The organism is Vibrio jasicida 090810c (assembly GCF_002887615.1).
In the GTDB taxonomy this organism is placed as follows: domain Bacteria; phylum Pseudomonadota; class Gammaproteobacteria; order Enterobacterales; family Vibrionaceae; genus Vibrio; species Vibrio jasicida.
Genome location: NZ_CP025792.1, coordinates 1,240,930 through 1,261,943, shown reverse-complemented (window position 1 = coordinate 1,261,943; position 21,014 = coordinate 1,240,930). Strand labels below are relative to the sequence as shown.

The 21,014-nt window shown below is 45.6% G+C and carries 18 protein-coding genes; 14 read left to right on the top strand and 4 right to left on the bottom strand.

Going from position 1 to position 21,014, the window contains the following annotated elements; all coding sequences use genetic code 11:
- Positions 1-112 precede the first annotated feature (112 nt).
- From tig to C1S73_RS05855, 7 genes are all read left to right on the top strand, one after another.
- Positions 113-1,420, top strand: coding sequence for a trigger factor (gene tig, locus C1S73_RS05885; RefSeq protein ID WP_038865559.1), 1,308 nt, complete (start codon positions 113-115; stop codon positions 1,418-1,420).
- Positions 1,421-1,525: 105 nt separating this feature from the next.
- Positions 1,526-2,152 carry an ATP-dependent Clp endopeptidase proteolytic subunit ClpP gene (gene clpP / locus C1S73_RS05880; RefSeq protein ID WP_005430931.1) on the top strand — a complete coding sequence of 209 codons (627 nt, stop codon included), beginning with the start codon at positions 1,526-1,528 and terminating at the stop codon, positions 2,150-2,152.
- Positions 2,153-2,224: 72 nt separating this feature from the next.
- Positions 2,225-3,505, top strand: coding sequence for an ATP-dependent protease ATP-binding subunit ClpX (gene clpX, locus C1S73_RS05875; RefSeq protein ID WP_038865557.1), 1,281 nt, complete (start codon positions 2,225-2,227; stop codon positions 3,503-3,505).
- Between the two features lie 130 nt (positions 3,506-3,635).
- Positions 3,636-5,987 carry an endopeptidase La gene (gene lon, locus C1S73_RS05870; protein WP_038865555.1) on the top strand — a complete coding sequence of 784 codons (2,352 nt, stop codon included), beginning with the start codon at positions 3,636-3,638 and terminating at the stop codon, positions 5,985-5,987.
- 191 nt (positions 5,988-6,178) lie between these two features.
- Positions 6,179-6,451, top strand: coding sequence for an HU family DNA-binding protein (locus C1S73_RS05865; protein ID WP_005430934.1), 273 nt, complete (start codon positions 6,179-6,181; stop codon positions 6,449-6,451).
- Positions 6,452-6,665: 214 nt separating this feature from the next.
- Complete coding sequence (gene ppiD, locus C1S73_RS05860) at positions 6,666-8,525, top strand: peptidylprolyl isomerase (RefSeq protein WP_038865553.1); 1,860 nt, start codon at positions 6,666-6,668, stop codon at positions 8,523-8,525.
- A 145-nt stretch (positions 8,526-8,670) separates the two neighbouring features.
- The gene (locus C1S73_RS05855) at positions 8,671-8,970 is read left to right on the top strand and encodes a ComEA family DNA-binding protein (protein WP_038865551.1); all 300 of its coding nucleotides are present in this window, start codon (positions 8,671-8,673) and stop codon (positions 8,968-8,970) included.
- Between the two features lie 134 nt (positions 8,971-9,104).
- On the opposite strand, the gene rrtA is transcribed toward C1S73_RS05855, so the two are convergent.
- The gene (gene rrtA / locus C1S73_RS05850; RefSeq protein ID WP_038865549.1) at positions 9,105-9,656 is read right to left on the bottom strand and encodes a rhombosortase; all 552 of its coding nucleotides are present in this window, start codon (positions 9,654-9,656) and stop codon (positions 9,105-9,107) included.
- Between the two features lie 3 nt (positions 9,657-9,659).
- Between rrtA and C1S73_RS05845 the strand changes: the two genes are divergently transcribed.
- Positions 9,660-10,277, top strand: a complete 618-nt coding sequence (locus C1S73_RS05845) for a tRNA-uridine aminocarboxypropyltransferase (RefSeq protein ID WP_038865547.1) — start codon at positions 9,660-9,662, stop codon at positions 10,275-10,277.
- 19 nt (positions 10,278-10,296) lie between these two features.
- Here C1S73_RS05845 and C1S73_RS05840 read toward each other — a convergent pair whose 3' ends face one another.
- The 3 genes from C1S73_RS05840 to C1S73_RS05830 form a co-directional block, all read right to left on the bottom strand.
- Positions 10,297-11,631 (bottom strand): anti-phage deoxyguanosine triphosphatase, encoded by a 1,335-nt coding sequence (locus C1S73_RS05840; protein ID WP_042602167.1) that lies wholly within the window; start codon positions 11,629-11,631, stop codon positions 10,297-10,299.
- Positions 11,632-11,634: 3 nt separating this feature from the next.
- The gene (gene yfbR, locus C1S73_RS05835; protein ID WP_038865545.1) at positions 11,635-12,219 is read right to left on the bottom strand and encodes a 5'-deoxynucleotidase; all 585 of its coding nucleotides are present in this window, start codon (positions 12,217-12,219) and stop codon (positions 11,635-11,637) included.
- Between the two features lie 114 nt (positions 12,220-12,333).
- Positions 12,334-13,548 (bottom strand): pyridoxal phosphate-dependent aminotransferase, encoded by a 1,215-nt coding sequence (locus C1S73_RS05830; protein ID WP_005437583.1) that lies wholly within the window; start codon positions 13,546-13,548, stop codon positions 12,334-12,336.
- A gap of 217 nt (positions 13,549-13,765) precedes the next feature.
- On the opposite strand from C1S73_RS05830, the gene C1S73_RS05825 reads away from it, so the two are divergent.
- The 6 genes from C1S73_RS05825 (at position 13,766) to menE (ending at position 20,996) form a co-directional block, all read left to right on the top strand.
- A complete protein-coding gene (locus C1S73_RS05825; protein ID WP_038865544.1) occupies positions 13,766-15,073 on the top strand; it encodes an isochorismate synthase in 1,308 nt (435 codons plus the stop codon).
- Positions 15,070-16,788, top strand: coding sequence for a 2-succinyl-5-enolpyruvyl-6-hydroxy-3-cyclohexene-1-carboxylic-acid synthase (gene menD / locus C1S73_RS05820; protein ID WP_038865543.1), 1,719 nt, complete (start codon positions 15,070-15,072; stop codon positions 16,786-16,788). The genes C1S73_RS05825 and menD overlap by 4 nt, the downstream gene beginning before the upstream one ends.
- Positions 16,775-17,569, top strand: coding sequence for a 2-succinyl-6-hydroxy-2,4-cyclohexadiene-1-carboxylate synthase (gene menH, locus C1S73_RS05815; protein WP_038865542.1), 795 nt, complete (start codon positions 16,775-16,777; stop codon positions 17,567-17,569). Before menD ends, menH begins: the two co-directional genes overlap by 14 nt.
- Positions 17,570-17,595: 26 nt before the next feature.
- Positions 17,596-18,462 (top strand): 1,4-dihydroxy-2-naphthoyl-CoA synthase, encoded by an 867-nt coding sequence (gene menB / locus C1S73_RS05810; protein WP_038865541.1) that lies wholly within the window; start codon positions 17,596-17,598, stop codon positions 18,460-18,462.
- Between the two features lie 129 nt (positions 18,463-18,591).
- Positions 18,592-19,581: an o-succinylbenzoate synthase gene (menC, locus tag C1S73_RS05805; RefSeq protein WP_038865539.1), complete on the top strand. Its 990-nt coding sequence runs from the start codon at positions 18,592-18,594 to the stop codon at positions 19,579-19,581.
- Entirely contained in the window at positions 19,566-20,996 is a 1,431-nt protein-coding gene (gene menE, locus C1S73_RS05800) for an o-succinylbenzoate--CoA ligase (RefSeq protein WP_038865538.1), read from the top strand. The genes menC and menE overlap by 16 nt, the downstream gene beginning before the upstream one ends.
- Positions 20,997-21,014 lie beyond the last annotated feature (18 nt).

Genomic DNA, 21,014 nt, shown 5'->3' with positions numbered 1-21,014 from the left:
TCGGTTTTAACTTAGGTGTTCGGACAGAACACTACACAAGGATGAAGCGTGAACTCACAGAGTCTCGCTCATAAGCTCGGGAAGACCGAGCCACTTTAGAGGTTTATATATAATGCAAGTTACTGTTGAAACGCTAGAGGGCCTAGAGCGCCGTCTAAACATTACTGTTCCAGCTGCAAACATCGAAGACGCTGTAACAGCTGAACTACGCAACATCGCTAAAAACCGTCGTTTCGATGGTTTCCGTAAAGGTAAAGTGCCTCTAAAAATGGTTGCTAAGATGTACGGCAAAGCAGTACGTCAAGACGTTCTTGGTGAAGTTATGCAACGCCACTTCATCGAAGCGATCGTAAAAGAGAAAATCAACCCAGCAGGCGCTCCAACTTTCGCACCAGTTGAAAACAACGAAGGCGCTGACCTAGTTTTCGCTGCAACTTTCGAAGTTTACCCAGAAGTTGAGCTAAAAGGCCTAGACAGCATCACAGTTGAAAAACCAACAACTGAAGTTAACGATGCAGACGTAGAAGAGATGATCGAAACTCTACGTAAGCAACAAGCTACTTGGGCTGAAGTAGAAGAAGCTGCTGAAGCTGGTAAGCGTGTAAGCATCGACTTCGTTGGTTCTATCGATGGTGAAGAGTTCGAAGGCGGTAAAGCTGAGAACTTCCCACTAGAGATGGGCGCAGGTCGCATGATCCCAGGTTTCGAAGACGGTATCGAAGGTAAAACTAAAGGTATGGAATTCGAGATCGACGTAAACTTCCCAGAAGATTACCACGCTGAAAACCTAAAAGGTAAAGCTGCTAAGTTCGCAATCAAAGTGAACAAAGTTGAAGCTCGCGAACTACCAGAACTAAACGACGAATTCGTTTCTAAGTTCGGTGTTGCTGAAGGTGGCGTTGACGCACTTAAAGCTGAAGTTCGTAAGAACATGGAGCGCGAACTTAAGCAAGCTATTAAGAACCGCATCAAAGAGCAAGCTATCGACGGCCTAGTTGAGCAAAACGAAATCGACGTACCAGCTGCACTTATCGACCAAGAAATCCAAGTTCTACGTCAACAAGCTGCACAACGCTTCGGTGGTAACCCAGAAGCAGCTGCACAGCTTCCACGTGAACTGTTCGAAGAGCAAGCTAAGCGTCGCGTAGTTGTTGGTCTTCTACTAGGTGAAGTAATCAAGTCTGAAGAGCTAAAAGCTGACGACGAGAAAGTGAAGTCTCTTATCGAAGAGATGGCAACAGCTTACGAAGATCCAACAGAAGTTATTGCTTACTACGAGCAAAACGAGCAAATGATGAACAACATGCGTAACGTTGCTCTAGAAGAGCAAGCAATCGACGCGATCATCGCTAAAGCACAGGTTACTGAGAAAGAAGTAAGCTTCAACGAGCTACTTAACCAACAACAACCTGCTGCTTAATAAGCAATATCTTGCGTAGAAGGTTGACTTAACGTCGACTATTCTGCTAACAATGGTCCGTATGATAGTCATCATCCGGGCCATTTATTTTAGGGACATAAGAATATGAGCTACCAAGAAAAAAATGCAATGTCGCCAATTATTGACGCGCTAGTGCCAATGGTGGTTGAACAAACTTCCCGCGGCGAACGCTCTTACGACATTTACTCACGTTTGCTTAAAGAGCGCGTGATCTTTTTAACCGGTCAAGTGGAAGACCACATGGCAAACCTTGTCGTGGCTCAGCTACTTTTCCTAGAATCTGAAAATCCAGATAAAGATATTTTCCTATACATCAACTCTCCAGGCGGCAGCGTGACTGCGGGTATGTCTATTTACGACACTATGCAGTTCATCAAGCCAAATGTGAGTACAGTATGTATGGGTCAAGCTTGCTCAATGGGTGCGTTCCTGCTTGCAGGTGGTGCGCCAGGTAAGCGTTACGTTCTGCCTAATTCACGTGTGATGATCCACCAACCACTTGGTGGTTTCCAAGGTCAAGCTTCTGATATCCAAATCCATGCTCAGGAAATCCTGACTATCAAGCAGAAGCTAAATAACCTATTGGCAGAGCATACTGGTCAGCCTCTTGAAGTGATTGAACGTGATACTGATCGTGATAACTTCATGTCGGCAGATCAGGCAGTAGAATACGGTATTGTGGATGCAGTGTTGAGCCATCGCGGCGAGTAATTTAGCCAGCGCATTTTGGCTAAATTTGATATACACTCAATTCATAAAGAGTAAAGGCTAAGAGGTTAGCGAATGACAGATAAAAGCAAAGAAAGTGGCAGCGGCAAATTGCTGTACTGCTCTTTCTGTGGCAAAAGTCAGCACGAAGTTCGCAAGCTAATCGCAGGTCCGTCAGTTTACATTTGCGACGAGTGTGTCGACTTATGTAACGATATCATTCGCGAAGAAATCAAGGATGTTCTCCCTAAGAAAGAATCTGAGGCGTTACCAACGCCAAAACAGATCCGTGAACACCTTGATGACTATGTGATCGGACAAGATTACGCGAAAAAAGTGCTCGCAGTTGCGGTATATAACCACTACAAGCGTTTACGCAATGGTGATACAACGAGCGAAGGTGTGGAGCTTGGTAAGAGTAACATCCTTCTAATTGGTCCAACGGGTAGTGGTAAAACACTGCTTGCTGAGACGCTAGCTCGATTCTTGGATGTGCCATTTACAATGGCTGACGCTACCACACTAACCGAAGCTGGTTACGTAGGTGAAGACGTTGAAAACATCATCCAGAAGCTTCTGCAAAAATGTGATTACGATGTAGCTAAGGCTGAACGCGGCATTGTATACATTGACGAAATTGACAAGATTTCTCGTAAAGCTGAAAACCCATCAATTACGCGTGACGTATCTGGTGAAGGTGTTCAGCAGGCGCTACTAAAACTTATTGAAGGTACGGTTGCATCGGTTCCACCACAAGGTGGTCGTAAGCATCCACAGCAAGAATTCCTACAAGTGGACACGTCTAAGATCTTGTTCATCTGTGGCGGTGCATTTGCTGGCCTAGATAAAGTGATTGAGCAACGTGTAGCAACAGGTACTGGTATCGGCTTTGGCGCAGAAGTGCGCTCTAAGAACGAAACCAAAACCGTCGGTGAACTATTTACTCAGGTAGAGCCTGAAGATCTAGTGAAATACGGTTTGATTCCTGAGTTTATTGGTCGTCTACCAGTAACGACAACGTTAACTGAGTTAGATGAAGAAGCGTTAATTCAGATCCTATGTGAGCCGAAGAACGCACTAACCAAGCAATACGCAGCATTGTTCGAGCTAGAGGACGCTGAGCTTGAGTTCCGTGAAGACGCACTACGTGCTATCGCTAAGAAAGCAATGGAGCGTAAGACAGGTGCTCGTGGTCTACGTTCAATTCTAGAAAGCGTTCTGCTGGAAACCATGTATGAACTGCCATCAGCGACGGACGTAAGTAAAGTCGTGATTGATGAATCAGTCATTAATGGTGAATCAGAACCACTGCTTATTTACAGCAACGCCGACAGCCAGGCAGCTGGAGCAGAATAAATTCAGCCATGAATAAAAAGGAGGTAAGTAATTACCTCCTTTTTTTATTTCTCTTATTGAATCCAAATAATTAGACCCCATATACTTCGTTAAGTAATACGTTAAACGTGAAAGCGGAAGAGAGAATTATATGAACTTGGAACGTTCCGAGCGTATCGAGATCCCGGTATTACCTCTACGTGACGTAGTGGTCTACCCACACATGGTTATTCCATTGTTTGTTGGTCGTGAGAAATCGATTAGTTGTCTAGAAACGGCAATGGAAACAAACAAACAAGTTCTGCTTGTGGCACAAAAGCAAGCTGATACTGACGAGCCGACGGTTGATGACCTATTTGAAGTAGGTACGGTTGCAACCATTCTCCAGCTTCTTAAGCTACCTGACGGCACAGTTAAAGTGTTGGTTGAAGGTCAACAGCGCGCGAAAATTAACCACTTTAAAGAAAGCGAGTTCTTCCTAGCAGAGGCAGAGTTTGTGGTTACGCCTGAGCTTGAAGAGCGTGAGCAAGAAGTGATTGTTCGCAGTGCGATCAACCAATTCGAAGGCTTTATTAAGCTAAACAAAAAGATCCCACCAGAGGTGCTTACCTCACTAAATGGTATTGATGAAGCAGCTCGTCTTGCAGACACCATTGCTGCGCACATGCCTCTAAAGCTGGTGGACAAACAGCAAGTACTTGAAATCGTTGATGTGACTGAGCGTCTTGAATTCCTTATGGGTCAGATGGAATCAGAAATCGATCTTCTTCAAGTCGAAAAACGCATCCGTGGTCGCGTTAAAAAGCAGATGGAAAAATCTCAGCGTGAGTACTACCTGAATGAGCAAATGAAAGCGATTCAGAAAGAACTTGGCGAGATGGAAGATGCTCCTGACGAGTTCGAGACCCTGAAGCAAAAGATCGATGAATCGAAAATGCCTCAGGAAGCGCGTGAAAAGACAGAACAAGAGCTACAAAAGCTTAAGATGATGTCTCCAATGTCAGCAGAAGCGACAGTGGTGCGTAGCTACATCGATTGGATGGTGAGCGTGCCATGGGCGAAGCGTTCAAAAGTTAAGAAGAACCTTGCGAAAGCAGAGGAGATTCTAAACGAAGACCATTACGGTCTAGAGCGTGTTAAAGAGCGTATTCTTGAATACTTGGCGGTACAAAACCGTATCAACAAACTGAAAGGCCCTATCCTTTGTCTTGTTGGTCCTCCTGGTGTTGGTAAAACATCCCTAGGCCGCTCTATTGCTGCTGCAACGGGCCGTAAATACACGCGTATGGCACTGGGTGGTGTACGTGATGAAGCGGAAATTCGCGGTCACCGTCGTACGTACATTGGTTCATTGCCGGGTAAGCTCATTCAGAAAATGTCGAAAGTTGGGGTGAAAAACCCACTATTCCTTCTGGATGAGATCGACAAAATGTCTTCAGACATGCGTGGCGATCCGTCTTCAGCACTGCTTGAAGTACTAGACCCAGAGCAAAATAACGCGTTTAACGATCACTACCTAGAAGTCGATTACGACTTATCAGACGTGATGTTCGTTGCAACGTCGAACTCGATGGATATTCCTGGTCCTTTGTTAGACCGTATGGAAGTGATTCGTCTGTCTGGCTACACAGAAGACGAAAAGCTGAACATCGCGAAACGTCACCTTGTTGACAAGCAAGTTCAACGTAATGGCTTGAAACCAAGCGAAATTATTATCGAAGACTCAGCGATCATTGGCATCATTCGTTACTACACGCGTGAAGCGGGTGTGCGTAGCCTAGAGCGTGAGATTTCTAAGATCTGTCGTAAAGCAGTGAAGAACATCCTGCTTGATAGCAGCTTGAAATCAGTTACCGTGACAATGGAAAACCTAAAAGAGTACCTAGGTGTTCAGCGTCATGACTTCGGTAAAGCGGACGATAGCAACCGTATCGGTCAAGTAACGGGTCTAGCTTGGACACAAGTTGGCGGCGACCTACTGACCATCGAAACTGAATCAATGCCGGGTAAAGGTAAGCTGACGCAAACGGGGTCACTTGGCGACGTAATGAAAGAGTCGATCCAAGCTGCGATGACCGTTGTGCGTTCACGTGCCGAGAAACTGGGTATTAACTCTGACTTCTACGAAAAACGAGATATCCACGTTCACGTACCTGAAGGTGCAACACCAAAAGATGGCCCAAGTGCGGGTATCGCAATGTGTACTGCACTTGTTTCTAGCTTGACGGGTAATCCTGTAAAAGCAGAAGTGGGCATGACGGGTGAAATCACGCTTCGCGGTGAAGTTTTACCTATCGGTGGCCTAAAAGAGAAGTTACTTGCGGCACACCGCGGTGGCATCAAAACGGTACTGATTCCGAAGGACAATGAGCGTGATTTGGAAGAGATTCCAGAAAATGTTATCGCTGATCTGAAGGTTATCCCTGTACAGTGGATCGACGAAGTTCTTAAAGTTGCACTAGAGCAAGACCCGACAGGCGTTGAGTTTCCGTCTCAAAAATAGTGATGTGCAGCAAAAATAAGTAAAACTTTACGCTGATAGGCTCAAAAAGGCTTGTCAGCGTTTTTTTTGGAAGCTAAGTTAAGTTCGATAGCTTCCAGCCCTTGAAGGATAAGGGGTGGGGCATATTTTTTAATTATGGAACGAAACGTCATCACAAAAATAATCACAGATGACACAAAGGGGAAATCACAGTGAATAAAACTCAACTAGTAGAACAAATCGCAGAAAACGCAGACATCTCTAAAGCATCAGCTGGTCGCGCTCTAGATGCATTCATCGAAGCAGTAAGTGGTACGCTTCAGTCTGGTGACCAAGTTGCGCTTGTTGGCTTCGGTACTTTCAGCGTTCGCACTCGTGCAGCACGCACAGGCCGTAACCCAAAAACTGGTGAAGAAATCCAAATCGCAGAAGCTAAAGTACCTTCTTTCAAAGCTGGTAAAGCTCTAAAAGACGCTTGTAACTAATTCTTTGCGTCGATGACGCAGAGCTGGTTCAGCGAACGGCCATTGCATGGTTTTTGTTCAAACAGTCAGATTTGTACAAAAATTTACAAACTAAGAGCCGAACTTTCTTAAATTATGCGCATCCTACTGATGCGCATTTCTTTTTCTGATATTATCGCGACATTACATTTTCTATTAGAAGCAGTCGGCTTCAATTGTGGAGAGCAGTTAAATTATGATGGATCGACTACGCGAAGGCGTGAATAGCATCGCGGTCAAAATTATCCTTGGACTTATCATTCTATCTTTCGTATTTGCAGGTGTAGGTAGCTACATTGTTGGTGGTAACAACAACTCTGCGGCGAAAGTAGGTAATACCGAGATCGCTCGTGGTGAGTTCGAAATGGCTTACCAAAATGAGCGTAACCGCATGCAAGCTCAATTGGGTGACAACTTCTCTCAGTTGCTAGCAGACCCTGCATACGTTGAATCTTTCCGCAAATCAGTTCTAGATCGTATGATCAACGATGTGTTGCTTGATCAACAAGCTGAAGCACTAGGTCTACGCATTAGCGATGCTCAAGTACGTAGCATGATTCTAGACATGCCTCAGTTCCAGTCTAACGGCCAATTTGACCAAGACATCTACCAAGCTTCTTTGCGCCGTGCTGGTTTCTCTCCAGATTCATTTGCAGAGTACATGCGTCGTGAATTGGTTCGTGAGCAACTGCTTAACGCTCTACAAACCAGTGAGTTCACTCTACCAGGTGAAGTTCAGTCAGAAGGTAAGCTGTTCACACAAACTCGTGACGTTCGTACTGTGACTATCGACTTAGCTGAGTTTGCTAAAAAAGTAGATCTTACTGATGAAGAAATTCAAGAGTACTACAAAGCAAATCCAGATATGTTTACTCGCCCAGAGCAAGTAAAAGTCGCTTACATTGAACTATCAGCTGAAGCACTGAAAAAGCAAATCCAAGTTTCTGACGAAGAAGTTAAGAAATACTACGATGATCACCTAGACAAATACTCTTCAGAAGAGCAACGTCGCGTCGCACATATCCTAGTTGAAGGTGATGACGAAGCGAAAGCACAAGCCATTCTTGATGAACTTAACGGTGGTGCAGATTTCGCTAAGCTAGCAGAAGAAAAATCTGACGACTTTGGCAGTGCTGAAAACGGCGGCGACCTAGGTTGGATTGAGCGCGATGTAATGGACCCTGCATTCGAAGAAGCGGCGTTCGCACTTAAGAACCCTGGTGACGTGACTGGTCTAGTGAAGTCTGACTTTGGCTACCACATCATCAAGCTTGAAGAGCTTAAAGACTCTGTTGCTAAGCCTTTCTCTGAAGTCGCAGCTGAAATCAAACAAGAGATGGTTGACCAAAAAGCAGTTGATCAATTCTACGAGCTACAAAACGAGCTAGAGAAAGTGGCGTTTGAATTCCCTGACTCTCTAGACGACGCTTCTAAAGCGGTTGGCCAAGAAGTGAAAACGACAGACTTCATTTCTCAAGTTGATGCGCCTGAAGTGCTTAAGAACCAAGCAGTAATGCAGGCGATTCTAAGCCCAGAAGTGAAAGAAGATGGTCTAAACTCTGAAGCAATCGAAGTCGCACCTGAGCACATCATTGTTGTTCGCGTTGAAGATGCTCGTGACGAGACCGTACTTCCTCTAGACGAAGTGAAAGACCAAGTGGTTGCTGAGCTATCTCGCGTTAAAGGTGAGCAAGGCGCAATCGAACTAGGTACGAAAGTGGTTGCGGCGCTTAAAGAAGGCAACACGGCTATCCTTGCTGAAAACAATCTAACGTTTGGTGAGCAAGAAACCGTAGATCGTCGTTCTCCACTGGCGAGCACAGTATTTGCTATGGCGAAACCAGTTGATGACAAGCCTGTATACGGTCAGTCAAAAGACCTTGCTGGTAACATCGTGGTTATCGAGCTTGATGCTGTGAAAGCTGAACTAGATGCTTCTTTAGAAGAGCAAGTAGCAATGCAGATGCAACGTGCTTCTTCACAACAAGATCTTACTTCTGTTATCGCAGTACTACGCGCAAACACTGACATCGAGTACTTTGTTGTGAGCAACTAAGCACTACGAATGTAATTTGCATGTTAACTAAAACGGGTCGCATTAGCGGCCCGTTTTATTTTTATCTGAAGCCACTTCAATGCCGTGCTCGGTTTATCTAGAGTAGTTAGTACTTTGACAAGATAACTCAGGAGGAGCACTCAATATGAAATGGATGTTAACGCTGTGCTTAATGCTATTGGCACCAGTGGGATGGGCGGCCGGCGGTGAGACAACAAAGTCGAAATCGTCGAAATACGAAGGTATTGAGATTACTGTTAATGTGAATACCGCTTCAGCGGAAGAGATCGCGACATTACTTAATGGTATTGGCGAGAAGAAAGCCGAACAGATAGTAGAGTATCGTGAAGAGCACGGTCCATTCAAAACGGCAGCGGACCTAAGCAAAGTGAAAGGCATTGGGGAAGCAACGGTGAAGAAAAACCAAGAGCGAATTTTGCTGTAAATACATTTTGGCCATTGAAAAGCGAAGTTTCTGTTTCCTATTACTGCTTTCCCGAACCAATCCTCTTTACCGGTTCGGGATTTTTTATTTGGTCAGATTTACATTTGAGGAAGGCCAAAGATCGCTTATCTGGTTTAACCAAAGATCCGACGATGCATTAACTTTTCCAACCAAGCCATGCCTAAACCACCAATTGCACCAAATAAATGAGCGTCAACCGCAACACGTGCGCCAATCATGGCTGCAGTACTAGTGGAGGGGCCGTAGAATTGCTCCCACGCGACTTTTGCAATTAAGCCACTCACCAACACCAAACTGCTTCTTCTGCCGTCGAAAACCTCACTGAGCGCCCAGAAACCAAAGAGTCCATGCAATACACCTGACAACCCGACATAAACTGACATATTGGTAAAAAGATTCATCGCACCGACAAATGAACAAAGAATCAAAAATACGATGGTGAAGTTACGTGCTGTCGGTCGAAAGATAAAACCAATAACCCATAATCCAGCGAGATTCATGCCGAGATGAGCAAAGTTGGTATGCGTGAGATTTCCTGTTACGATTCGCCACCATTCGCCATGGCGTATATTGTAAGCATGCCATTCAGTCAGACTTGCCATGGGTTCGAATTGAAGAATTAAACAGATAACGCTGATGATGCTCAGCAATGTATAAAGGTTCACTCTATGTCTCGTTATTGTTCTCAGTGTGGAAAATCGCGCAAAGCCTGTATTTGCCAATGGATTGTACCGCTAGCAAGCGAGGTTGAACTTATCATTCTTCAGCATACGAGTGAAGAACATCGTCCTCTTGGTACGGCACGGATTCTCAATTTGAGCCTAAATCATTGTACTTGCCTGATTGGAGAAGACTTTTCTGACAGTGCGGCCTTGAATGCGTTGCTTGAAGATGAAACCTACCAACATTTCATTCTTTACCCTTCAGAGCAATCGTTGTGCCTTTCAGAATTGGCGACGGTTGCAGAAGTGCCCGATAAGAAAACACGTTTAATCTTACTCGACGGTACTTGGAAGAAAGCCTACAAGATGTGGCAACTGTCGACGAACCTTCATACTATCCAGACGGTTAAACTACCGGAAGACTTACAAGGTCATTATACGATTCGTAAAGCGCCTTCTGATAACAGCTTGTCGACGGTAGAAGCGGGGTTTCATGCGCTCTCGTTACTTCAACCTAGCAAGGATCTTACTCCTTTGTTGATTGCTTTTGAGAAGATGATTGAATTTCAAATCGCCCAGATGCCTCCGGGCGTATTTGAGAAGAACTATCTGAAAGGTGAGTAGCGAATCTATAGAGCATTCTCTATAAGACAATTGAAGAAAACAACTGACGGTGTAGCTTCTGTGCATGGCCGTCGGTCATCGCTGAGATGTAATCTGCAATGACGCGCATTTTTGCACTCTCATCCATTGCTTCTTTCCAAAGTTCTTGAGTGTGTTTGGGTAGCAAGCGTTCAGGATCTGCACTGAGCGCTTCAAATAAATCCATGATGATTTGCTGGCCTTTGTATTCAACAATCTGTACTTGATGAATTTGAATCACATATTGGCTCACGAAGTGTTTCAATACTTCTAGTGCTTTTGCCATATGAGGTTCTAAACAGGCGTTCCAAGCCAGTAAGTGGTTATTGAATGGCTCATCAACTACTTTGATTGAGATACTCGTCAATAGGGCGTTAACCATGCCACCAATCGCGTCTTTACGTCGATGATGTTTACCACTAAACAACATTTGACCGATGGAACCGATGTGTTCTTCAAACCAAGGGTCTCCGCAATCTGCAAGCTGGCTTGCTGCCCCTTCTTGCCACTGCTGTCGAGTTACCATACCAAGCACAATGGCATCTTCTAAATCATGTACGCCATAGGCGATGTCGTCCGCTAGCTCCATGATTGAGCAGTCCAAAGACTTAAACCGAGTTTTACAGTGCTCCAAGTCTGATTCAGGGCGGCAACGCATTTGGCTTAATAGTGCTTTGTCGTTTTCGGTCAGTGGCGCAATGACCCAATCGAATAAATCCTTATCGCAATCATAAATGCCTTTGGCAGGGCTCCAATCTTTGGCTTTGAGTTTGCGTTGATGCTCAACCGGGTCCGGTAGGCGTGTGGAGCGTGTTTGACTAAGCAGAGCTGGGTACTTTATTAAACCGAGTAAAGCGCGACGTGATAGGTTCATGCCGAAGTGCTCTGTATAAGGTTCAAGCTTGGTGACGATACGGAAGGTTTGAGCATTGCCTTCAAAGCCGCCGTGATCACGCATCATGTAGTTTAAGGCGACTTCACCACCATGCCCATAAGGGGGATGACCAATGTCGTGTGCGAGACACAATGAATCGATCAAGCTGTCAGACGGCAGTAGATCTCGAAATTCAGGTTGCTTCTTTTTTAGTTGGGCAACAATACCTGTTCCAAGCTGCGCTGCTTCTAGAGAGTGGGTGAGTCGAGTTCGGTGAAAATCTTCCAAGCTGTTGCCATGCACTTGGGTCTTCGCTTGTAAGCGTCGAAATGCTGCAGAATGCAGAATGCGTGCACGATCACGTTGATACGGGCTACGATGGTCATCGCGGCGGATTTTATGTTCATCATCATGGCGTTCTTGCCATAAAGCGTTTAATTCAAATGACACATTTCTCTCCATCAACTAGCTAATTTCATCCAGTGATAATTCAAAACTTGGGGCAAAGGTATGAAGGAAGTATTCCATTTCCGGTGTTTTGCGTTCTTGCAATGTGATATCTAAGCGTTTCTTTGCCAAGGCAAATTCGTGGTTACCTGCACTGAGTTCTTCCAAGCATTTAAGGTACGCACAGATAGAATCTGCTTGCTTAACGATTTTAGCGTCTTCTTCATGAGCGGAATGCGAGAGCAAGTAGGGTGCGAAATCATCTTGAAACTCTTCAGGTAACATCGAGAGCAGTTTTTGTTCTGCCGCTGCTTCAATCTTCTTATATTCTTTAGAAATTTCAGGGTTGTAGTACTTAACGGGGGTCGGTAGATCCCCAGTGAGTACTTCACTCGAATCATGGTACATGGCGAGTATAGCGATACGTTCAGGGTTTAGTGTACCGCCGAATTTTTTGTTTTTAATTAATGCTAGGGCATGCGCTACGAAGGCAACTTGTAAGCTGTGTTCAGAGACATTTTCTGGCGAGACTGAGCGCATCAGTGGCCAGCGTTGGATGAGTTTCATTCGGGCCAAGTGGGCGAAAAAATGGCTTTCTTTCATTGCACTCTCCTATGTACCGATCCCACAAACCGTTCGTAAGTGACATTGGTATTTGATACGAAAAAGGAGCTCACTGGGAGCTCCTCTAAGCATATGAGAGATCAGCAGTAATTACTACTGGCTATACGTTGATAGGAAACGCTCAAAGCGGCCAATCGCGGTTTCGAGATCTTCTACGTGCGGCAGTGTAACAATACGGAAGTGATCCGGTTTCGGCCAGTTAAAGCCAGAACCTTGTACCAGAAGTACTTTTTCTTGCTTCAAGAAGTCGAGCACCATTTGTTGGTCATTCTTAATGTTGTACATCTTGGTGTCGATTTTCGGGAACAAATACATCGCACCTTTCGGCTTCACACACGAAACACCAGGGATCTGGTTGATCAGTTCGTAAGCTCGGTTACGTTGCTCAAGCAAACGACCACCCGGCAAGATCAGCTCATTAATACTCTGGTAGCCACCCAATGCGGTTTGAATCGCATGTTGCATTGGTACGTTGGCACATAAACGCATCGAAGAAAGCAGTTCTAAGCCATTGATGTAACCTTGTGCTAGATGTTTAGGACCCGTTAGGAACATCCAACCACCACGGAAACCACAAACGCGATACGCTTTTGAAAGACCGTTGAACGTCATCACTAGTACATCTTCTGTTAGCGTTGCAACCGAGGTGTGTGTCGCGCCGTCGTAAAGGACTTTGTCGTAGATTTCATCAGCGAAGATGATCAGGTTGTGTTGGCGCGCAATCTCGATAACTTCTAATAGGAAATCACGACTGTATACCGCACCTGTTGGGTTGTTCGGGTTGATAAGAACAATACCACGGGTTTTTGGCGTGATTTTCTTTTTGATGTCTTCAAGATCTGGGTACCAGTCTGCCCCTTCATCACAGATATAATGCACAGGTTTACCGCCAGACAAAGCAACAGATGCCGTCCAAAGCGGGTAGTCTGGCGCAGGGATCAGCATTTCGTCGCCATTGTTCAGTAATGCTTGCATCGCCATCACGATCAGCTCTGATACACCGTTACCAACGTATACATCTTCAACATCTAACGATCGGATGCCTTTGCGCTGATAGTGCTGCACGACAGCTTTACGCGCCGAATAAATGCCTTTGGAATCACAATAGCCTTGAGAAGTTGGCAGATTACGAATGACATCTACTAGAATCTCATCAGGGGCGTCAAAACCAAATGGGGCGGGGTTACCAATGTTTAGCTTTAGGATTTTATGCCCCTCTTCCTCCATGCGTTTAGCATGTTTGAGTACAGGACCCCTAATGTCGTAGCAGACATTGTCGAGTTTTGACGACATCCCGATATTTTGCATTGCTTAATTCCTAAAAAATCGTTAATTTCTTTATTAAAATACAATAATTTGTTTTTTATTAGAATAAAAATCTGTAAATTATCCGTTTGGTGATTAAGTTTTGTTCTGTTGGTATCACAGGAATTTGCAAAAGATCGTATACGACCTTGATTTGCTTTGGGTCTAAACTTAGAGTAGCCGTCAGTTATCCTTTATCCTCACACGTTTCGAGGTTGATTTGTCACAGTTCCATCAAGCCGTAAATAGAATTATCGAGCGAGTTCAGCAAACGGAAGGCAATCAAACACGTTTAATCGAGCCACTCAGCGAGAAACCCAATTTCGCGTTTATAGACTGGCTTGAAGCACAACCACTTTTTCCCAAGTTTTACTGGCAGTCCCGTGATACTCGTGAAGAAGTTGTTGCTCTAGGCCAACTCCACTCCTTTGTCGAGCCTGGACCTGCCTATACGATCCTTGGTGAAGGCCAACGCGTATGGGGCGGTCGTTCATTTGACGGTCAGCACGAGAAAAATCGTCGCTGTATGCCATCCTTCTTTTTTCTTCCGCAAATTGAGTTGATTCGGTTTGACCAGCAATGGTCACTTGCGGTGAATATCGCAGAAGATAAAACTCGTACATTAGCAGGCTTGAAAAAGCTGGTCTCTGATGTGCCTAGCTTAGCGCCAATCTCTTCTCATATCCGTTCGATTGATCACGCTCCGACAGAGCCACAATGGAATGATTTGGTAGAGAAGGTGCTCACTGGTATCGACAATGACGAGTTTAAAAAAGTGGTGTTGGCTCGCAAATCGACTGTTCATTTAGATTCGACACTTTCTGCTGCGCAGCTATTGAAAGCGAGCTACCTCAACAACCATCATAGTTTTCATTTTCTGTTGAGCTTAGACAGTAAACACAGCTTTATGGGATCCACACCAGAGCGTTTGTATTCGCGTATCGGACACGAGCTACATACAGAAGCATTGGCCGGTACGATAGGCCGTGGCGAGAATGCGACTCAAGATATGGAATTGGCGAACTGGCTATCTCAAGATTCTAAGAACCTCAATGAGAACCAGTATGTGGTGGACGACATTATTGAACGTCTTTCACCCCACTCAGAAAGCGTTGAAGTTGAAACTGATCCTCGTTTGGTTCGCCTGAGAAAAGTGCAGCATTTAAAGCGTAATATTCATGCGGATCTTAAAACGGGCATTAATGGCGTTCAGTTACTCTCTGCTTTACAGCCGACAGCCGCTGTTGCTGGGTTGCCCCGTAAAGAGTCGATGCAGTTTATTTTAGATCATGAGCCGTTTGCACGCGGCTGGTATGCAGGCTCCATGGGTTATATCAGCCATGAGCGTGCAGAGTTTTGTGTCGCAATCAGAAGTGCGTTGATCCTTGAAGAACAAGTTCAACTGTTTGCTGGCGCGGGTATTGTTCCAGGTTCCATTGCAGAGCATGAATGGGCCGAGTTAGATAAAAAAATGTCAACGTTACTTTCTCTTATTTCAGACCACCCACCGCTTGGGGTTGCATCATGAATGCTGATCAAGCTGTTTTAAATCGAATTTGGTCTGAAACCATCCTGACAGAATTAAACCGCTTTGGTGTAAATCATATCTGTATTGCACCAGGTTCTCGCTCTACCCCTTTAACGGTGGAGGCGGCGGATAATCCAAATTTTACCATTCACACGCACTTTGATGAGCGTGGTTTGGGCTTTATGGCATTAGGGCTAGCAAAAGCCAGTAGAGAGCCTGTGGCATTGATCGTGACCTCTGGTACTGCCGTCGCCAATCTGTTGCCCGCTATTGCAGAGGCAAAACTTACTGGTGAAAAGCTGGTGGTATTGACTGCCGATAGACCAGTCGAGTTGGTAGGGTGTGGCGCAAATCAAGCCATCAATCAACTTGGTATTTTCTCACAGCATGTTTCTGACAGTCTGAATTTGCCAAGCCCGACATTGTCTACGCCACTCAACTGGCTTTTGACCTCTGTGGACGAAGTGATGTTCACGCAGCGGCTAAAAGGCAGTGCTGTACACATCAACTGTGCCTTCCCTGAGCCGTTATACTCAAACGTAGAAAAAAGTACTCACCAAGATTACCTCGATACGGTTGCTGGTTGGAAAGAAAGTCGCGTGACGTATTGTCAACGATTCAACCCGAAAACGAACAGTGCGATTCCAAGCTGTGGTGACAACAAAGGTATCGTGGTCATTGGGAGTTTGCCTTTAGCTCAAGCACAGGCTGCACGTTCGTTTGCTGAGCAAATGGGGTGGCCTGTTTTGGCTGATCCTCAAAGTGGTGTGAGTTCGGATTGGGCCCATTTTGATATGTGGTTGCAGCATCCAAGATTGGCGAGCCAGTTAGATAGCTGTGATTTAGTGGTTCAATTTGGTAGCCGAATCATCTCCAAGCGTTTTAACCATTGGCTCGATAAACATGTTTCGCGTAGCCAACATGGTAGAGATATTCAGTACTGGTATGTTTCTCCACGTTTAGACCGTGATAATCAAAGCCACTTGCCACAATGGCATTGGGCTGAACAACCGAGCTCTTGGGTAGAACGTACCACAGAGTTTGAATCGGAATATACTGGTTGGGCAGACGACCTTGCGACTGACATTAAGCAAGTGACGCAGCATGCAAAAGGTTTGTTTGTTTCTGATCCTAAGAGTGAGCTAAGCGAGATTGCATTAGCCATTGATGTTGCAGAGCGCGCACAAGGTGTTGACCTGTTTGTGGGTAACAGCTTGTTTGTTCGCTTAATTGATATGTTTGGTAAGCTCGACAATACTGAAGTGTTTACCAACCGTGGTGCTTCAGGCATCGATGGCCTGTTTGCAACGGCAAGCGGGGTGCAACGCGCGCGCCAGAACCCGATGTTAATGTTTATTGGCGATACTTCGGCATTGTATGGGTTGAACTCACTGGCGTTGTTTACGCACAGTAAGTTACCGTCAGTGTTGGTGATTACGAACAATGATGGCGGCGCGATTTTTGATTTACTGCCGGTGCCGCAGGAACATCGTGAGTCGTTCTACCAAATGCCTCATGGTTACGACTTTGAGCACGCCGCGAAGCAGTTTGGTTTAGAGTATCGTCAACCAAGCTCATTAGCAGAATACCAATCTTTGGTTTCTGAGCATTTTGCTTCAGGGCAAGGCGCATTGGTGATTGAAGTGCAAACGCCGTCTAACCAAGCTGTTGAGCATTTAAAATCGTTCAACAAGAATTTGCATGCTCTATTCTGAGCACTTTTCAGCAACGGAAAAGCGCCAAGGTAGCACTTTACCTACTCTGGTGTTTTTGCATGGCTTGTTAGGTAGCGGAGCGGATTGGCATCTATGCTCAAACGCGTTACCTCAATTCGAACGTGTGACGATTGACCTTCCTGGTCATGGTCAAAGCCAATCTATTTCTTGCAGTGATCTAGATGATTGCTGCAAATTGCTCAATTCCACACTATCTTTACTATTTCCTTCACAACAACCGCTTATTTTGATTGGTTACTCAATGGGTGGACGCATTGCTATGCATGGCCTTGCTCACCAATGTTTTCCAGATCTCAATATTTGTGTTGCCATTGTTGAAGGAGGAAACTTCGGGCTTCAAAGCGAGTCAGACAGACAGGCACGATTCGAAAACGATTCGCGCTGGGCAAAGCGTTTCAAAACTGAGCCTCTTGCCTGTGTTTTGAACGATTGGTACCAACAGTTGGTCTTTTCTTCACTAAACCATGAGCAAAGACAAACATTGGTGGCGAAACGAAGTGCTAATCTTGGTTCCGCAGTGGCGGATATGCTGATTGCGACATCATTGGCGAAGCAATCTTATCTGTTGCCAGCATTGCAGCAACAAGCGGTTCCGCTTTATTACCTCTGCGGTGAAAAAGATAAAAAATTTAGCCAACTGGCTGAGACAAGCGGGTTGGCGTATCGACAAATTGAGGGGGCTGGACATAACGTCCATCAAGAGCAACCACAACGATTTGCGATGCAAGTTGATCAAATAATTCATTCTCACTTTGAGTGAGAGCAACGAGAACAATGGGAATCACCATGGCTAAAACAGTAGGCATTTCTGAAGAAGAACTTTACGCTCCGGTTCAATGGAAAGATTGCGGCGACAAATACGAGGATATCCACTACCACAAATCTGAAGATGGTATCGCGAAAATCACCATTGCACGCCCTCAAGTGCGTAACGCGTTCCGTCCTCAAACGGTAAAAGAGATGATTGATGCGTTAGCAGACGCACGCTATGACTCAGGTGTTGGCGTAATCATTCTGACTGGTCTAGGTGAAGACGCATTCTGTTCTGGCGGTGACCAGAAGATCCGTGGCGACTACGGCGGCTACAAAGACGACCAAGGTACGCACCACCTAAACGTATTAGACTTCCAACGCGATATTCGTACTTGTCCAAAACCAGTGATCGCATCGGTCGCAGGTTGGGCTGTCGGTGGTGGTCACGTGTTGCACATGATGTGTGACCTGACGATTGCGGCGGAGAATGCACAATTTGGTCAAACTGGTCCTAAGGTGGGCTCTTTTGATGGCGGTTGGGGCGCGTCTTACATGGCTCGTATCGTAGGTCAGAAGAAAGCTCGCGAAATCTGGTTCCTATGTCGTTTCTACAACGCTCAAGAAGCGGTAGACATGGGTCTAGTAAACACAGTAGTGCCACTAGCGGATCTAGAGAAAGAAACCGTTCGTTGGTGTCGTGAAGTACTGCAACACAGCCCAATGGCACTGCGTTGCTTGAAAGCCGCATTGAACGCGGACTGTGATGGTCAAGCGGGTCTGCAAGAACTGGCTGGTAACGCGACTATGATGTTCTACATGACAGATGAAGGCCAAGAAGGTCGTAACGCATTCAACGAGAAACGTCGCCCAGACTTCGACAAGTTCCCTCGTAACCCATAATCCGTATAGAAGAGGAGCCTTTGTGCTCCTCTGTTTCGTTTTTCGTCCTGAGCGTCTCGCCCTCTGGGAGACTAGCGAGTTCTCTCGTTAAAAAGCTCAGAATATACGGCATTACATAGGATTCGAATTATGCGTAAAGCGAAGATTTACCGTTACTGTCTACCAATGGACAGTGGCGTAATACTACGTGATAACAAACTGACTGAGCGTGTTGGCTTCATTCTTGAATTAACGGATGGCGACAAAATTGGTCGTGGTGAAGTTGCACCTTTAACGGGCTTTAGCCTTGAAGGTACCGAAGACGCTGGTGTTCAACTGCAAGCTCAAGCGGAGCGTTGGGTTGCGGATTTACCCGTGGATTACAACCACATGTATCCGTCTGTGGCGTTTGGCTTATCGATGGCTCAACTTGAGCTAGAAGGCGGTCTACCGGTACAAGGGCAGTATCAAGCTGCGCCCCTGTGTAATGGTGACCCTGATGAGCTGATTCCTAAACTGAACGAGATGGAAGGCGAGAAAGTTGCGAAGGTAAAAGTGGGTCTATACGAACCGATTCGCGACGGCATGCTAGTGAACTTATTTCTTGAGTCGATACCGCAGCTGACACTTCGCCTTGATGCAAACCGTGCTTGGACGCCAGAAAAAGCGCAGCAGTTTGCTAAGTACATTGCCCCATCACTGCGTCAGCGTATCACCTTCTTGGAAGAACCATGCCGCTCTCCGGGTGACAGTCTGTCGTTTGCAATCAATACGGGGATTGCTATAGCGTGGGATGAAACGCTACAGGATGCGGTTCGTCGTGAAGACTTCCGCCTAGAAGATCTCACTGGCGTAAAAACCATCATCATCAAGCCAACGCTGATCGGCTCGGTTGAGTTTTGTATTAAGCTGATTGAGAAGGCTAAAACTCTGGGTATTAAAGCTGTGATAAGCTCAAGTATTGAATCCAGCTTGGGTCTGAACCAGTTAGCACGTTTAGCTCAATGGCAACTGCCGAATGAAATCCCTGGCTTGGATACAATTGGCTTGTACAAAGCGCAATTGGAACAGGGTTGGCCTAAATGTGAACTTCCAATTATTCCGCTATCAGAGCAGGAGTTAGTGTGGCATTCAGCATAGAGACGATTGCGATTGCACCATGGAAATATTGGGCTCAAATGAGCCCTTTTTCTATTGCGCTGGAAACAACCAAAGAGTCTGTAAATTGGCAGCAATTAGCATTTCGCGTTGACCGATATGCACAGTATTTGCAGCAGCAGGGAATGGCAAATGGTGATGTCTTGACTTTAGTCGGCAAGAATCAAGTCGATGCATTGTTGCTTTCCCTTGCTGCCCAGCAATTGGGCGCTATTGTAGCGTTGACGATGCCGCAGCCTTTGGTGGCATTGCAAGGCAAGCTCAAGACACTTTACAAAACTCATCAACAACGTTTTGTTTGGTTTGCTGATAGCCTAGCGAATGCTTATTCAGGGCGTCAGTTGTCACAACTCGATGCGACGTTTATTTCCATTCAGAACATGATAAACGCGGATGTCGTTACTCCAACTGATGGCTATGAGCGTGATGCACTCGCGACTATCGTATTTACTTCCGGTTCAACGGGAACGCCCAAAGCAGTAGCTCATAACCATCTGCAGCACTTTGCTTCAGCACAAGGTCTGTTAGAGGAGTTTCGATTTACTCAACGAAATACTTGGTTGTTGTCACTGCCGCTCTACCATGTATCTGGCCTTGCGATCGTTTATCGTTGGTTGTTTGCTGGTGCGACTCTGAAGGTGGGAGATGGCAATCTAGCAGAAGATATTCTTGGTGTGTCTCATGCGTCTTTGGTCGCAACGCAATTAAAACGTCTGTTGGATGACCAAGTTAACCTGTCTCTTACTCATGTGTTACTTGGTGGTAGTCATGTTGGGCACGAACTGGCTTTACGGGCGACACAGCAGGGGGTTGAAACTTGGTTAGGTTATGGCATGACAGAAGCGGCCTCTACCGTAACTGCTAAGCAAATCGATAGCATCAGTAACGCGGGTCACCTATTGCAAAACCGCGATATTAAGCTGGTGGAACAACGTATTTATATCGGCGGTAAGACTCTGGCAGCAGGCTATTTTCATCAAGGTAATATTACTTCTCTCCTGAATGAAAGTGGTTGGTTTGACAGCAAAGACTTAGGTGAATGGCAAGGGGATGAACTCAAGATTATTGGTCGAGCAGATAACCAATTTATCTCTGGTGGTGAAAACGTTCATTGTGAAGAGATAGAAGCGGCACTGAACCAAATAGAGAGTGTTTCGCAGAGCATCGTTGTACCGGTAGAAGATGTGGAATTTGGACATCGACCAGTAGCAGTGATGCAGACGGATTCATTACTGGACAAAGCTCAATACGAGCAACACCTGCAAACTAAGCTAGAAAAATTCAAATGGCCGGTCGCGTATTATGTAATGCCTCAAACCTTATTGGCTGGAGGAATTAAAGTATCGCGCAAAGCGGTAAAAGACTGGTTAAAAAATGAAGTGCAAAACGGTGACTAAGCGTTATTGCACTTCAGG